Genomic DNA, 14,771 nt, shown 5'->3' with positions numbered 1-14,771 from the left:
TCCGGTGAGAGGTTGTTATGCCTGAATTACCGTTACAGCTCAACAGCCTGGATGTAAATCCGAATAATTAGCAGGCAGGCCGAAGCCTGCCTGTGGACTTACTTCTCTTGCGGGAAAATCAGGTTGAGCACAATGGCGGTAATGCCGCCCGCCGCAATGCCGGAAGAGAGCAGGGTTTTCAGCCAGTCAGGCGCAAACTGCAGGATCAGCGGCTGCTGGGAAACGCCAAGGCCCACCGCCAGCGATAGTGCGATGATCATGATGGCACGACGGTTAAGCGGCTCGCGTGACACGATGCGAACACCCGAGGCGGCGATGGTGCCGAACATCACAATGGTTGCACCGCCGAGCACCGGTTCAGGAATGAGCTGAACCAGACCACTGACCGCCGGGAACAACCCCAGCACAATCAGCATCAGCGCGACAACAAAGCCCACGTAGCGGCTGGCTACGCCGGTTAACTGAATGACGCCATTGTTCTGGCCGAAACAGGAGTTAGGGAAGGTATTAAACAGCGCGGAGACAAAGGAGTTAAGACCATTCGCCAGCACGCCACCTTTCAGACGTTTCATATAGAGTGGGCCGCTCACCGGCTGTTCTGAAACATCCGAGGTGGCGGTGATATCGCCGATGGTCTCCAGAGAGGTAACCATAAATACCAGCATCAGCGGGATAAGCAGATTCCAGTCGAAGCCCAGCCCATAGTAGAGCGGGGTGGGTACCATGATTAGCGGCTGATCAGCGGGAATACCTGCCGCAGGCAGCATACCCATCGTCCAGGCCAGCAGATAGCCTACCGCCATGGCAATCACCAGAGAGGCGACGCGCAGGTAGGGATTCTTCTGTCGGTTCAGCAGCACGATCACCAGCAGCACGGCTCCGGCCAGCATCAGATTTTTCGGCGCGCCAAAGGTATGGTCATTCATCGCACTGAAACCACCGCCAATGGAGGTTAGGCCGACCTGAATCAGCGACAGGCCAATAATCATCACCACGATACCGGAAACCAGCGGCGTAATGATCCGGCGCGCCAGATGCAATACGCGCGACAGCACCATTTCGGTACAGGAGGCTACCATCAGCGTGCCAAACAGTGCCGCCATCATGGTGGGCACGTCAGCGCCGCCATTTTTCAGCGCCATCCCGCCCATAATCAGAGGCGTCACGAAGTTGAAGCTGGTGCCCTGAATCGACAGCAGGCCCGAACCTACTGGTCCCCAGGTTTTGATTTGCAGCAGTGATGCCACGCCCGATGCAAACAGCGACATGCTGATCACGTGCCGGGTATCTTCTGCAGGCAGGCCCAGCGCCTGACAAATCAGAATCGCAGGCGTAATAACCGCGACAAACATGGCCAGCAGGTGCTGACCGGCGGCAAACAGCGTTTGCGGCAGGGGTGGACGATCTTCAAGGCGATAAATCAGTTCACTTTTCGTGGCGGAAGGCTGGTCTGGCTGAGGAGTGGTGGACATCTTCTGTTCTTCCCAAAAAATAGTGTGGCGATTGTAATCATCCGCAGGCTAAAAGCAATCGTTTGCCCGGTGAAGATAAAAAAGGCCGTACCAGAATGGAACGCACTCAGACATTGGTATAGCGGGTGGTCTCTGGCAGCCAGCGTTCAATCAGGGCGCTGGCCTGCTCGGGATAGTGCTGGTGGATGTGGCGCGCCACGCGCTGCACTTCCGGCACCATCGCGGCATCACGTAGCAGGTCGGCTACTTTGAATTCGGCGTTGCCGGTCTGACGCGTGCCCAGTAGTTCACCCGGCCCGCGAATCTCCAGATCGAACTGGGCAATGACAAAGCCATCATTGCTGTCGCGCAGCACCTGAAGACGCTTTTGCGCCGTCTTGCTCAGTGGCGCTTTATAGAGCAGCACACAGTGCGATGCTACAGCACCACGACCTACACGACCACGCAGCTGATGCAGCTGCGCCAGCCCTAACCGCTCCGGGTTTTCGATAATCATCAGGCTGGCATTCGGCACGTCAACGCCGACCTCGATGACTGTCGTCGCCACCAGCAGCTGCAGCTCATTCGCTTTAAAGGCCTGCATCACCGCCTGCTTTTCCGCGGGCTTCATCCGGCCATGTACCAGTCCGATGTTTAAGTCGGGAAGCGCCGTTTTCAGGGATTCCCAGCTGGCTTCTGCCGCCTGCGCTTCCAGCAATTCGGACTCTTCAATCAGGGTGCAGACCCAGTAGGCCTGACGGCCCTCGCGGCAGGCATGCTCAACCCGCGCCACAATCTCATCGCGTCGCGTATCGGGGATAGCGACGGTGGTCACCGGTGTTCGTCCCGGCGGCAGCTCATCGATAGTTGAGGTATCAAGATCGGCATAAGCCGTCATCGCCAGGGTGCGCGGAATGGGGGTGGCGGTCATGATCAGCTGATGCGGATGGAAACCCTGTTCCTCGCCTTTTTCCCATAAGGCCAGTCGCTGGTGGACGCCGAATCGGTGCTGCTCATCAATAATCACCAGCGCCAGACCATTAAACTGTACCTGCTCCTGAAACAGCGCGTGTGTGCCCACGACCATCGCCACCTGACCACTGGCTATCGCTTCCTGCTGGGCCTGGCGGGCTTTGCCTTTCTGTTTTCCGGCCAGCCAGCCCACTTCTATCCCCAGCGGCGCAAACCACTGACGGAAGTTACTGGCGTGCTGTTCAGCCAGCAGTTCGGTCGGCGCCATCAGCGCAACCTGCTTGCCATGGGCGATAACGTTCAGCGCAGAGAGCGCAGCAACCAGTGTCTTGCCCGAGCCGACATCGCCCTGCACCAGCCGCATCATCGGAAAATCATTGGCCAGATCTTTCTCTATCTCCGCCACCACGCGTTTCTGCGCATTGGTCGGTGAGAAGGGCAGCGCGGCCAGCAGCTGATCGCTAAGGTTGTGTCGCGGCGGCATCGGTAACGCGTAATAGCGCTGAGCACCGGCGCGTACCGCCAGCATGCTGAGGTTGTGCGCCAGCAGCTCTTCCAGAATCAACCTGCGCTGCGCCGGATGACGGCCACTTTCCAGCTCACTGAGCCGGAGATCGGGCGGCGGACGATGCAGTGTGCGCAGTGCATCAGGCAGGCTGATCAAGCCGCCGCTCAGTTCCTTCGGCAGCAACTCGGCAATCGGGCAGCTCTCCAGCAGCGTCAACGCCTGATCGGTAAGATTACGCAGTGTAGCCTGTCGGATACCTTCAGTGGTGGGATAAACTGGTGTTAAGGTCTCTTCCAGCGCTACATTGCTCTGTTCGCCCTGGATGCGGTATTCGGGATGAATAATCTCGGCACCGCGCTGACCGCGTTTAATCTCGCCATAGGCGGTGACGCGCCGGCCTGGCGACAGGTTGTTCTTCATCCCGGCATTGAAGTTGAAGAAGCGCATCGTCAGGACACCACTACCATCGCTGATCTGGCACACCATCATCCGGCGGCGACCAAAGGTGATGTCGGTATGCAGCACTTCGCCTTCTACGGTGGCCCAGATACCGGGCAGCAGATCGTCAATGGCATAAAGCTGGGTGCGATCTTCGTAGCGTAGCGGGAGATGAAGCAGGAGATCCTGAATGGTGTGCAGGTCAATTTTGGCCAGTTTTGCTGCCTGGCTGGCACCGACGCCGGTCAGGGTACTGAGCGGGATGGCATCCAGCAGACGGCCCTTCATCTTTTTTTACCGGTCGACTGCATGGTTGCCCACCAGTTGGGATCGGCGTCCACTTCGCCCTGAGCATTGATGCGCGGATAGGGTAAACCTTTCTGCTTTGCGACCCGCGCCAGCACCGGGTATCCGCCTTCGAACAGCAGGCGTTGCTGCTCATCATCATCCAGCAGGCTGTAATCGCGCAGGTAAAGACCGGCATTCTGCCGCTGCCGTTGTGCTTCATAGAGGATCAGCGCACAGGCAACCGAGACATTCAGCGACTGCACCATTCCCACCATAGGAATTACGATCTTCCGGTCAGCCAGCGCCAGTGCTTCTTCAGTGATGCCGGTTTTTTCCTGTCCCATCAGGATGCAGGTGGGAAGGGTATAATCGATCTCACGGAAATCTACGGCATCGTCAGAAAGATGGGTCGCCAGAACCTGCATCTTCTGCTGTTTAAGCCGTGTTACGGCATCGCCAATGGTGGGATGGGTGACCACTTTCACCCAGCTGTTGCTTCCGGCAGACGCGGAAGCCTGGGTGCGCATCCGCTGGCTGGGCCAGACAGCATGTACTTCGTGGATACCGACAGCGTCGGCCGTGCGGATCACCGCCGACACATTGTGCGGCTTATGCACCTGCTCCATACAGACCGTAAGGTCGTGCTGGCGCAGTGCCAGCATCGCCTGAATCCGGGCAAAACGTTGATCGTTCATGCCTAATTACGGTTACGGTGGACTTTGATCACATCCGGCATCACGCGAATTTTACGCATGATATTCGCCAGATGGACACGGTCGCGTGCGGTCAGGCGGATAAAGGCGCTGTAGACGCGGCCATCACGCTCTTCGGTATTCAGGCTCTGAATATTGGAACCGGCCGTATTGATTGCTGCCGTCAGGTTCGCCAGTGCGCCCTGATGGTTAAACATGTCGACTTTGATTTCCGCCACGAACTCCTGCTCAGTGACTTTATCCCACTCGACCGGCATGAATTTTTCCGGCTCTTTCTGGTAACCGCGAATATTTCGACAGGACTCATGATGCACCACCAGTCCTTTGCCAGGGCTGACATGAGCAACAATCGGGTCACCGGGAATTGGTCGGCAGCATTTGGCGAACGTAATCAACACGCCATCAGCGCCTTTGATCGGCAGCTTACCGCGCTTGCTGTTACTGCTGATGGTCTTGCTGTCCGCCTGCAGCAGGTTCTTCGCCACGACCACGCTCATCGCATTGCCCAGACCAATTTCCGCCAGCAGATCGTCAAGCGAGGTCAGCTTCATACGGTCCAGTTCCTGACGGATATTCTCAGCCGGGATCTCAGCCAGCTTACGACTGCCGCCCAGCGCATGGCTGAGCAGGCGGCGGCCCAGATTAACCGAGTCTTCACGCTTGAGGTTTTTCAGCAGCTGGCGAATTTTGGCGCGGGCTTTGGAGCTGACGACAAAGTTGAGCCAGGCGGCGTTGGGACGGGCGCCTGGCGCGGTGATGATCTCAATCGTCTGGCCGCTGGTCAGGGTTTGCGACAGCGGATAAGGCTGGCGGTCAACGCGTGCGCCGACGCAGGCATGGCCAATGTCGGTGTGAACCGCATAGGCGAAGTCCACCGGCGTCGCGCCGGTTGGCAGCTCAACAATGCGGCCTTCAGGCGTAAAGACGTAGATCTCATCGGGAAAGAGATCGGACTTCACGCTTTCGATAAACTCAAACGAACTGCCCGCACTCTGCTGCAGCTCCAGCAGGCTTTGCAGCCAGCGCTGAGCGCGAATCTGTGCGGTGGTGCCACTTTCGCCCGCCTGTTTATAGGCCCAGTGCGCAGCGACCCCCATTTCTGCCATCTGATCCATATCCTCGGTGCGAATCTGCACTTCAACCGGCACGCCGTGCGGACCGATCATGGAGGTATGGAGCGATTGATAGCCGTTGGCCTTGGGGATGGCGATGTAATCTTTCACGCGGCCCGGACGCGGCTTATACAAGCTGTGCATCTGGCCAAGAACGCGATAGCAGGTATCCAGATCTTTCACGATGACGCGAAAGGCATAGATATCCATGATGGAGTGAAAACGCTGCTCTTTCAGCGTCATTTTGCGGTAGATCGAGTAAAGATGCTTTTCACGACCGCTGACGCGGCAGGGAATGCCCGCTTCCTGTAAACGGCCATCAATCTCAGAAAGAATCTTCTGGATCATCTCTTTACGATTACCGCGCGCGGCTTTCACCACCTCTTTAATTACCCGATAACGGTTCGGGTAGAGAGCCTCAAAACCGAGCTCTTCCAGCTCCGTTTTAAGATGGTGAATACCCAGGCGATGCGCAAGCGGACTGTAAATCTCTAACGTTTCCAGCGCGATGCGGCGACGTTTGTCCGGGCGTAACGACCCGAGGGTGCGCATATTGTGGGTGCGGTCAGCCAGCTTGATGAGAATGACGCGGATATCCTGCACCATCGCCATAATCATCTTGCGGAAGTTCTCTGCCTGCGCTTCTTTCTTGTCGCGGAATTTCAGCTTATCCAGCTTGGAAACGCCTTCGACCAGCTCCGCCACGCTTTTACCAAACAGCTGTTCCATGTCCTGGTAAGTGGCAGGCGTATCTTCGATCACGTCATGCAGCAGCGCGGCCATGAGGGTTTCATGGTCGAGCTTCATTTCCGCCAGAATACAGGCCACGGCAACCGGATGGGTGATATAAGGCTCACCGCTGGAGCGTGTCTGTCCCTCGTGGGCATCACGTGCGACAAGGTAGGCTTGCTGGAGGCGCTTGATCTGCTCCTCTGGCAAGTATTTTTCAATCAGTTGATTGAGACTTTCAAACAGATACAAGGGTGACCTGCAGGTGGCTGTTAACGACGACCTTCAGCGATAGCGGTAACGGCCTGTAACTCAGCGGCTTCCTGCTCTTGCTGTTCCTGACGATCACGCACATCTAAAATCTGATTGGTGACCAGACCTTCTTCGATTTCGCGCAGAGCGATAACGGTAGGCTTATCGTTCTCTTCCGGAACCAGCGGATCTTTGCCGCCAACCTGCATCTGACGTGCACGACGTGCAGCGACCAACACCAGGTCAAAACGATTACCAACTTTTTCTACTGCGTCCTGAACGGTTACGCGTGCCATAGGTGTGCTACTCCACAGATGAAGAAATGACTGCGCATCATACTGAAACTGTATTCAGACTGCCAACAGTTTGCTGATTAAAGCATCGTGACGCGCCTTCTGGCGCGCCATACGCAGACGTTCGGCGCGAATAATGGTTTTCAGATCGGACAGCGCCAGATCGAAATCATCATTCACAATTAAATAGTCATACTCGGCGTAGTGGCTCATTTCCGCTACCGCCTGCGCCATGCGACGCGTGATGACCTCTTCGCTATCCTGACCACGACCGCGCAGACGGCGATCGAGCTCTTCTTTCGACGGCGGTAAAACGAAGATGCTGCGTGCGCCTGGCATTCTGGCGCGAATTTGCTGCGCACCCTGCCAGTCGATGTCGAGAAACACATCAACGCCGGTTGCCAGCACCTGCTCAATAGCATGGCGCGACGTACCGTAATAGTTGTCGAAAACTTTAGCGTGTTCGAGGAAGGCATCTTCCGCGATCATCTGCTCAAATTCATGTTTCTCAACGAAAAAGTAATGTTCGCCATGGGCTTCACCCGGACGCATGCCGCGTGTCGTGTGCGAAACAGAGACCTGCGTATCATACAACGGCTGGGTCTTTAACAGTGCCTGAATCAGGCTGGATTTACCTGCGCCGCTGGGTGCAGAAACAATATAGAGCGTGCCTTGAGCCATGGTTTTCTTGAATTGATTAAAAGCGGAGTCGATTTCCTGCACAGTATACACAGCTTCCCGCTGCCACGCAGCGTTTGCGCAGCGGCAACAGCCAACTTTTGCGTATCTTCGCGCAAATGTCTGTCAGGCCGCTGCAATTAATCCTTTATTGTTACGGCATCTCTTCCGCAACCGGACATCGTCTCTGGCTGACGCCAGGGCATTGATATTGAATACCGCAAAACGTCAGGGGAGAGAATATGAAAGGATTCGGCTGGCCGCTGTTGGCGGCTGTTTTGTGGATCGTCATATGGCCTGCGCATAGCGCCGTTTGTCCGGTCTGGACACCGATTCGGGCGACTGAAGAGATCCGCCGCCTGCAACAGCAACTACAACACTGGGATGACGCTTACTATCGTCAGGGGCAGAGTCCGGTGGTGGATGCGGATTATGACGCTCTTCAGCAGCGACTGATTCAGTGGCAGCACTGCTTTAGCCCTTATCAGCCGGTTTACACCCCGCAACTGCCGGGTAATGGCAAGTCATTGCATCCGGTCGCCCACACAGGTGTAAAAAAGATGCGCGACAAGCTGGCGCTGGCTTACTGGATGCAGGGGCGTGGCGATCTCTGGGTGCAGCCCAAAGTTGATGGCATCGCCGTTTCACTGGTATATCGCCACGGCAGGCTGGTCTCCCTGTTAAGCCGTGGCGATGGATTACGTGGTGAGGAGTGGCTGGCTAAAGCCGCCTGGATCCCGGCGATTCCGCTGAATATCGACACCCGTCTCGACGAGGTGGTGTTGCAGGGTGAGCTATTCCTGACGATGACCGGTCATCAACAGGCCGTTGATGGTGGTAAAAATGCGCGCTCACAGGTGGCCGGGGCCATGATGAGCAAGCAACGGATTCCTCTGCTGAATTCGCTCAATGTTTTCATCTGGGCCTGGCCAGATGGTCCCGCCAAAATGACAGAACGGCTTGAGCAACTCAGCCGCTGGGGACTGGGCGTTGCCGCAAAATGGAGTTACCGCGTCAAAGATGAAGAGGAGGTCGCCACCTGGCGGGAGCGCTGGTTCCATGCTGCGCTACCTTTTGTCACTGATGGCGTGGTGGTTCATCAGAGCCTTCGTCCTGCGGGAAAAAACTGGCTGCCGGGAGAGGGCACCTGGGCTGTTGCCTGGAAGTATCAGCCTCCTGAAGTCAGCGCTGAAGTGCTCTCCGTTGATTTTCCGGTTGGCCGAACCGGGAAAATAGCTGCCGTCCTTAATCTGCAGCCAGTGCAGCTGGATGACAAGACTGTCAGGCGGGTCAATGTCGGATCCCTGCGTCGCTGGCAGGAGAGCGATATTGTGGCGGGTGATGTGATTACGCTGAGTCTGGCGGGTCAGGGGATCCCCCGGCTGGAGCGGGTGATCTGGCGCGTGGCAGAGCGCGACTATCCTCAGCCTCCCGACGCGTCGCATTACACGCCGCTAAGCTGTTACACCTTCAGTGCGGAGTGCCAGAAGCAGTTACTGGCAAAATTACGCTGGCTCAGTCAGAAAACGGTGCTGAATATTCCGGGCGTTGAGCGCAGCACCTGGCTGCGCTTACTGGAAACCGGCAGTATGACGCATCTGTTCGGCTGGCTGACGTTAACACCGGAACAGATCACTGCCGCAACGGGCTTCTCTCCGGAACGGGCGGGTCAGCTCTGGCATCGTTTTAATCTCACCCGTCAGCAGCCGTTTCGTCGCTGGGTGGATGCCTTAGGTATTTCACTGCCGCGGAAGGCCCTGAAGTCACTGCCCGATCAGCAGTGGGAGAGCTTAATGCAGCGGGATATTGCGGGCTGGCAGGCGTTACCGGGTGTTGGGGCTGCGCTGGCAAAGCGCCTGGTTGCGCAGTTCCATGATGCCCGTGTGCAGAGGCTGATCGCGTTCCTGCAGCAGCAAGGCATACCTTCTTCCTTAATGCTCGGGATGGGGATAGTTGAAAATCGGCAAACCGAGGCGGAAGCGCAGCGCCAGTAAACGGGCAAAGAAGCCGAACAGCAGGGTAATGATTATCACCGCTTCATGTGCCAGCGTAGTTTTCAGCAGCAGGATATAGAGCCAGCCTGAGGCGAAGGCGATACCAGCGTAAAGTTCCTTCTGAAACACCAGCGGAATGCGATTACAGAACATGTCACGCAGCACGCCACCGAAGACGCCGGTAATGACCGCGCTTATGGCGGCAATAATCATGGCATGTCCGGAATCAAGCGCAACCTGCGCGCCGATAATGGAAAAAACCACCAGTCCCAGTGCATCAAGCACCAGGAACACTTTGCGCAGGTGTGTCATCAGGGGTGCCAGGAACGTGGTGATGACCGCTGCTGCCGCCACAATCATGATGTATTCGGGATTTTTTACCCAGCCCAGCGGATAGTGACCCAGCAGGATGTCGCGCACCGAACCACCGCCGATGGCAGTCACTGAGGCGATAATAATAACACCGAACAGATCCATTTTGCGGCGGCCCGCCGCCAGCGCCCCCGTCATGGCTTCAGCAGTAATACCAATGATGTAGAGAACGGTCAGTAACATAGCAGACTCCGGTAAAACGGGGGCAAGGCGATATCCTTGCCTGAAAGACGGCGACAGAGATTTTCAGGCGATCGGCGTCCGGGATAAGCGCAGTGTATACCAGCCAGCCAAGGCGTCCGTATAGAAAGACTTTTCTGCGCAGAGCCTGCGGTGAGTGCCTGTGTAAATCTGAGAAGACACAGTCTGCAGAAGGTTTGTGCGTTGCGGCCCGCTGTTTTACGGTTCCGGACTAGCGGATATTAACCGACCATGAACGCCAGACAACGGCTGGAGGTAAGTCAGTTTATAAAGGAGGTAGAAAGGCTGGATGCGGCAGATAAAGAAAGAATTAGAGAAATAAAGCAACAGGCTTAATGAAAAGAAAAGGCGTGCTGGTTAACAGCACGCCAACGCATCGTTTCAGATGCTCAGAGCCCACCAAACAGACTTATTTTATTATTTGTTTCTTGCACGAATTTTAGAAAAGGCTTTCAGGCTAAAATGGTATTCTGGCTGGAACCATGAACGACCATAGTAGCAGTAAATCAGCATGCGAATGGATGCCATCGCCAGGTAACCCCAGATCGCACACAGTACTGAAGGGGTCAGCCAGACGGTAAATAAAGTGACGGCAAGGCCGGCTAATACTGCTGAGGTTTCAGCAAAGGCGATACGGGTATATTGTTTTTCGCGCTGTAATATCGCACGGTAATGCTGACCCTGTGGGATGATAATAAACACCACTGAGACCATCTGCATCATTAACGCCAGTTCAGGTTGACCAAACAGACTGTTCAGCAGGTGACTGCCCGTAAATAACAGACCAAACACTACGACACCCATCAACATATTACCCCAGTAAATCGTGGAGAGGTCGTTGATAGAGAGCATACAGCGGCGGATCAGCTTATTTGAGAAGCCGCGATCGGCCAGCGTATCGATAGCCAGTAAAGCTATCACGGCGATCGCCAGCAGGTTTAGTTCATTCGCCTGCAGGATTTGCGCCAGCAACGAGAGCTGCAGTACGCCGATGCCAATAATTTTGATTGAAGAGAGCAGAGACCATTTTGCGCTATTAAGACTGCTTTCACGTATTGCCATAATATACTCGTTAGAGTTCATTGACTCTGTGAGAATTAAATCGTTGTGTAACAGCAATGAGAAGTTGCTGTCACACCGTTAGTTAGTGCAATTTTTCTGGCCGGAGTCCTGAAATACCTTTCCAGGCTTGCCATGTTATTATGGATTCAATCAAATGGTGCTCGGATAAAAAATAGATATCCCTGGTAAATTCTCTGTTTCGTGTCATGGCGGAATCCCCTGCAGCTAATAAGAATTCCGCCAGATCACGAATAAATCCTGTTGTAGTTTTATATTCTCCTGCCAGCATCCTTGCGGCAATCTCAACGAATTCTTTTTCTGATAACAAAGGATACGCAGAGCGGTCCATGACTTTTCCTGCTTTATCATTATGGGTATTGCTGTGTGTGGAATGATTTATACATTGTTTTATTTAATTTAACACCATAAGAAAAGTCTGATTACGCGACCGCAGAAATAAATGGTTTCACTCTATGCATGATAAATATTAAATCCCCAGCAGGGCAGTAATAAACGATTGTTGATGATTAATGTATACGTCAGAGAGAAAGTGTTCGTGCAGAAGATGAAGAGGCCTGTAATCAGGGAAGATCGCCAGCCTGTCGGGGGATGTTGCCAGGAATTTTCCTGGCAACAATGCTTAAGCAGGGTTGGTGATAAATGTGTAAAAGAGGCATGCAATCAGATAAACGCTTTATGCTTTATCATCGGAAGTTTTTCTGTTTTTTTTCATAAACAGCCAGTGATAAGTACAGAGAAAAAATCGAGCTAAGTCATTGATTTACTGTGTCAGAAGCTGGTTAAGCTTCTCAAGATCGTTGCTAACCCATTCAATATCCTGCTTAAATCTCTCATCTGAAGTAAATGGCTGGCGGTAAACCGTCACCATCACCTCGGCACCCTGCTCGTTGGCTATCACGCGCATCGGCACATAGATTTCCTTTCCTGACCCACTATCAAGCCAGTGATCCATTACGCCAAACGGATTATGTGGCGAGAACCGGAGCTTTACATTTCCCTGAGGGCCTTTAGCACGCCAGCGATTGCCATCAGGTTCTAATGCACTATTCGTCAGCCCGGACGCCCACTTTGGAAAAAATTCCGGCTTCCAGATGGTTTCATAAAGATCTAACCAGTGACGCGGAATTGTCAGGCTCAGCGTGCGCGAGGAGAGCATATAACCTCCGGAGGATAAGCTAAAAAAGCATTAAAGCATGGGGTCAGGCTCGTTAATACGTTGTAACAGCAGAAGTGTGGTGTTGAGAGGGTTTCGTACAAACGGCAGACAACGGATGAGGCTGTCTGCCGCTGACTCAGATAAAATTGCCGCGTGCAGAAACTGCGTGCTCTTCGCTATGCCCACTGGCGCGACGCAGAACAAAGCCATCCGACTGTGCCATCACTGCGCAGCTGTGATTCGGAAAGATACGAAGCAGCATGCCGACTTCAGGACGGCGATCCTGATAAAGCAGAAAACCATGCTCCTCAGATAACTTTGTCACCTCATACGTGTGGCCCGCTTCGTCGGCTGCAACACCAAAGCCGCTGGCATTGGTGCCGTGTGGCCCTTTATCTGAACTCAGCATTTTCGATCCGGCATCCACAATTGCGAAATGCTCGTTTACCGCTACCACACGTGTAATGACGCTCATTGCCAGCTGATCGACGTAACTTAGCCCGAGGCGACAGGCGGTAAGGTCCAGCACTGCATAGTTGCCGGGCCGGATTTCACTGATGCAGGGCGCAACCTCGGCTGCCAGGGCCGTAGGCGTTGACCCCACAGAGAGCGGGCAGTCGGTAAATCCCGCAGCCTGCAGTTTTGCCTGAAGCTGCTGCATCAATACCGTTTCCTGCCTGGCAACATCAACAATAGCCGCAGCATTACCGGCACCATAAGCGTGGCCGGCATGCGACACTAATCCGGCAAAGCGTACGCCTCTGTCCCGCAGCGCCTGAGCAATCAGCACGGCGTCATCACTATCAGGACTAACACCAATCCGGTGTAATCCAACATCCACCTTAATCGCCACCGCCAGCTCGCAGTCTGGTTGTTGCTGCCACGCATCCGCAATCGCTGCCACACCCTGCAGCCTGTCCGCAATCAGGGTAAGTTTTGCCTGATGAAGCACGGCGAGACGCAGCAACTCAGCCACGCTTTGCGGTTGCACAACCGGATAGGCTAAAAGCAGATCGCGAACGCCCCCCTGAATAAAGCTGATACCTTCGCTGGGTTTAGAGACCGTGACACCCTGAGCACCATATTCAAGCTGACGCTGAGCAATCCAGACGCTTTTATGTGTTTTGATATGCGGACGCAATGCGACGCCTGCCGCACTGGCTTTGCGCTGCATATGCTGCAGATTCTGCTCCAGGCGTTCTGCATCGACTTCAATATAGGGCGTAAGGCGGTCATCAATCAGCGGTCTCTGCCACTGCTGTGTATCGTTGATATCCATAAGATTATCCGGCTTTAACGAGGTAAGAGGATTCATCATTCCTTAATTAACTTTCTGATACCAGCCTGGTGGCTGTGGAGGAGGCGCTGAACAGCAAAAATTAAAGTGGGTGTTAACCCGGGATAGAGCATGCTGTACACGGACAAACCGGAGAGGATACTAAGCAGGCGTGGATTAGCAGAATAAAAAAGCAGGCGCGGTGCCTGCTTTATGCGGTTACTCAGACGTAGAGTGACTGTTCACCCGGCGGTCGGGTTTTGAATCGGCGATGCAGCCAGAGGTATTGTTCCGGTGCGCGCAGAATCTGATTCTCGATCACTTTATTCATATAGGCTGCAGCAGCAGCTTCGTCCGTGTGAGGATAATTTTCCAGCATCGGCTCAATGATCAGATGATAGCCATCATTATCTGCATTACGAATCAGCATAATCGGCACCATCGCCGGCTTCGCCAGACGCGACAGCACAAAAGTGCCGTTGGTGGTGGCCGCTTTTTCTACCGCAAACAGCGGCGCAAAGGTGCTGCCTTTCGGGCCGTAATCCTGGTCTGGTGCAAACCAGACCGATTCACCCTGTTTCAGAGCATTAACCATGCCGCGCAGATCGCGGCGGTCGATCATCGCTTTGTTCGAGCGCATCCGGCCTTTGGTCTGCACATATTCCATTGCCTGATTGTTGTGCGGACGGTACATCGCCATCATCGGCTGACAGAGACCGCTGATGCGGCCGCCCAGCTCCAGTGACATGAAATGCACACCAATCAGCATCACACCGCGCTTTTCATTCTGCGCAGCGTGGAGATTATCCATACCTGACACTTTAAACAGACGTTTAACCGCACGGTCAGACCAGAACCAGGCAATACCGGTTTCAGCCAGCGCCATGCCTAACGACGCAAAATTACCGGCGATCATATGTTCTGTTTTTTCTTCACTGATGCCAGGAAAACAGAGCTCAATGTTACGACGGGTGATTCGCTCACGGCGCTGCAGAAAATGGCGGGAAATTTTGCCCGCACCGGCACCGAGACGCATAAGAACAGGATAGGGAAGCTGGACCAGAAGCCAGAGTACACCAAGACCAAACCAGGTAAACCAATAACGCGGATGCAGCAGCGAGCTGCTAAATTTTCCGGTGTTTTTCATTAAAACCTTCATGAGATAAATGGATGCATCGCATAAAGAACACTTCCATAAAGTCTCCAGGCGCTACAGCTGTACTGATTTCGACCAGCACTTTATCAAAAAGTGCCT

13 protein-coding genes are annotated in these 14,771 nt (G+C 54.4%); 1 reads left to right on the top strand and 12 read right to left on the bottom strand.

Features of this window, described 5'->3' with window-relative positions; translation table 11 throughout:
- Positions 1-98: 98 nt before the first annotated feature.
- From N1689_RS20100 to gmk, 6 genes are all read right to left on the bottom strand, one after another.
- Positions 99-1,472, bottom strand: coding sequence for an NCS2 family protein (locus N1689_RS20100; RefSeq protein ID WP_161732915.1), 1,374 nt, complete (start codon positions 1,470-1,472; stop codon positions 99-101).
- 106 nt (positions 1,473-1,578) lie between these two features.
- Positions 1,579-3,657: an ATP-dependent DNA helicase RecG gene (recG, locus tag N1689_RS20095; RefSeq protein ID WP_161732917.1), complete on the bottom strand. Its 2,079-nt coding sequence runs from the start codon at positions 3,655-3,657 to the stop codon at positions 1,579-1,581.
- Positions 3,654-4,352 carry a tRNA (guanosine(18)-2'-O)-methyltransferase TrmH gene (gene trmH, locus N1689_RS20090; RefSeq protein ID WP_260060032.1) on the bottom strand — a complete coding sequence of 233 codons (699 nt, stop codon included), beginning with the start codon at positions 4,350-4,352 and terminating at the stop codon, positions 3,654-3,656. Before trmH ends, recG begins: the two co-directional genes overlap by 4 nt.
- A 2-nt stretch (positions 4,353-4,354) precedes the next feature.
- Complete coding sequence (gene spoT, locus N1689_RS20085) at positions 4,355-6,463, bottom strand: bifunctional GTP diphosphokinase/guanosine-3',5'-bis pyrophosphate 3'-pyrophosphohydrolase (RefSeq protein ID WP_161732921.1); 2,109 nt, start codon at positions 6,461-6,463, stop codon at positions 4,355-4,357.
- A 20-nt stretch (positions 6,464-6,483) separates the two neighbouring features.
- Positions 6,484-6,759 carry a DNA-directed RNA polymerase subunit omega gene (gene rpoZ / locus N1689_RS20080; protein ID WP_003851346.1) on the bottom strand — a complete coding sequence of 92 codons (276 nt, stop codon included), beginning with the start codon at positions 6,757-6,759 and terminating at the stop codon, positions 6,484-6,486.
- Between the two features lie 54 nt (positions 6,760-6,813).
- Complete coding sequence (gmk, locus tag N1689_RS20075) at positions 6,814-7,437, bottom strand: guanylate kinase (RefSeq protein ID WP_161732923.1); 624 nt, start codon at positions 7,435-7,437, stop codon at positions 6,814-6,816.
- Between the two features lie 239 nt (positions 7,438-7,676).
- On the opposite strand from gmk, the gene ligB reads away from it, so the two are divergent.
- Positions 7,677-9,428, top strand: coding sequence for an NAD-dependent DNA ligase LigB (gene ligB, locus N1689_RS20070; protein ID WP_161732925.1), 1,752 nt, complete (start codon positions 7,677-7,679; stop codon positions 9,426-9,428).
- On the opposite strand, the gene N1689_RS20065 is transcribed toward ligB, so the two are convergent.
- From N1689_RS20065 to lpxP, 6 genes are all read right to left on the bottom strand, one after another.
- The gene (locus tag N1689_RS20065) at positions 9,366-9,983 is read right to left on the bottom strand and encodes a trimeric intracellular cation channel family protein (RefSeq protein ID WP_161732927.1); all 618 of its coding nucleotides are present in this window, start codon (positions 9,981-9,983) and stop codon (positions 9,366-9,368) included. The genes ligB and N1689_RS20065 overlap by 63 nt on opposite strands.
- 435 nt (positions 9,984-10,418) lie before the next feature.
- Positions 10,419-11,063: an oligosaccharide flippase family protein gene (locus tag N1689_RS20060; protein ID WP_260060030.1), complete on the bottom strand. Its 645-nt coding sequence runs from the start codon at positions 11,061-11,063 to the stop codon at positions 10,419-10,421.
- Between the two features lie 82 nt (positions 11,064-11,145).
- The gene (locus tag N1689_RS20055; RefSeq protein ID WP_161732931.1) at positions 11,146-11,412 is read right to left on the bottom strand and encodes a hypothetical protein; all 267 of its coding nucleotides are present in this window, start codon (positions 11,410-11,412) and stop codon (positions 11,146-11,148) included.
- A 432-nt stretch (positions 11,413-11,844) separates the two neighbouring features.
- Positions 11,845-12,240 (bottom strand): polyketide cyclase, encoded by a 396-nt coding sequence (locus tag N1689_RS20050; protein ID WP_222924825.1) that lies wholly within the window; start codon positions 12,238-12,240, stop codon positions 11,845-11,847.
- A 136-nt stretch (positions 12,241-12,376) separates the two neighbouring features.
- Positions 12,377-13,519, bottom strand: a complete 1,143-nt coding sequence (locus N1689_RS20045; protein WP_260060029.1) for an alanine racemase — start codon at positions 13,517-13,519, stop codon at positions 12,377-12,379.
- 220 nt (positions 13,520-13,739) lie between these two features.
- On the bottom strand, positions 13,740-14,663 hold the full coding sequence (gene lpxP, locus N1689_RS20040) for a kdo(2)-lipid IV(A) palmitoleoyltransferase (RefSeq protein WP_033734527.1): 924 nt from the start codon (positions 14,661-14,663) through the stop codon (positions 13,740-13,742).
- Positions 14,664-14,771 lie beyond the last annotated feature (108 nt).

Source organism: Pantoea sp. XY16 (assembly GCF_025153065.1).
Classification (GTDB): Bacteria; Pseudomonadota; Gammaproteobacteria; order Enterobacterales; family Enterobacteriaceae; genus Pantoea; species Pantoea alfalfae.
The sequence above is the reverse complement of the archived record's forward strand: the minus strand, read 5'-3'. Positions and strand labels throughout refer to the sequence as shown.

Excerpts from the sequence above, each read along its gene's own strand:
- N1689_RS20100 (WP_161732915.1), bottom strand. The coding sequence starts at position 1,472 with ATGTCCACCACTCCTCAGCCAGACCAGCCTTCCGCCACGAAAAGTGAA.
- recG (WP_161732917.1), bottom strand. The coding sequence starts at position 3,657 with ATGAAGGGCCGTCTGCTGGATGCCATCCCGCTCAGTACCCTGACCGGC.
- trmH (WP_260060032.1), bottom strand. The coding sequence starts at position 4,352 with ATGAACGATCAACGTTTTGCCCGGATTCAGGCGATGCTGGCACTGCGC.
- rpoZ (WP_003851346.1), bottom strand. The coding sequence starts at position 6,759 with ATGGCACGCGTAACCGTTCAGGACGCAGTAGAAAAAGTTGGTAATCGT.
- gmk (WP_161732923.1), bottom strand. The coding sequence starts at position 7,437 with ATGGCTCAAGGCACGCTCTATATTGTTTCTGCACCCAGCGGCGCAGGT.
- ligB (WP_161732925.1), top strand. The coding sequence starts at position 7,677 with ATGAAAGGATTCGGCTGGCCGCTGTTGGCGGCTGTTTTGTGGATCGTC.
- N1689_RS20065 (WP_161732927.1), bottom strand. The coding sequence starts at position 9,983 with ATGTTACTGACCGTTCTCTACATCATTGGTATTACTGCTGAAGCCATG.
- N1689_RS20060 (WP_260060030.1), bottom strand. The coding sequence starts at position 11,063 with ATGGCAATACGTGAAAGCAGTCTTAATAGCGCAAAATGGTCTCTGCTC.
- N1689_RS20055 (WP_161732931.1), bottom strand. The coding sequence starts at position 11,412 with ATGGACCGCTCTGCGTATCCTTTGTTATCAGAAAAAGAATTCGTTGAG.
- N1689_RS20050 (WP_222924825.1), bottom strand. The coding sequence starts at position 12,240 with ATGCTCTCCTCGCGCACGCTGAGCCTGACAATTCCGCGTCACTGGTTA.
- N1689_RS20045 (WP_260060029.1), bottom strand. The coding sequence starts at position 13,519 with ATGGATATCAACGATACACAGCAGTGGCAGAGACCGCTGATTGATGAC.
- lpxP (WP_033734527.1), bottom strand. The coding sequence starts at position 14,663 with ATGAAAAACACCGGAAAATTTAGCAGCTCGCTGCTGCATCCGCGTTAT.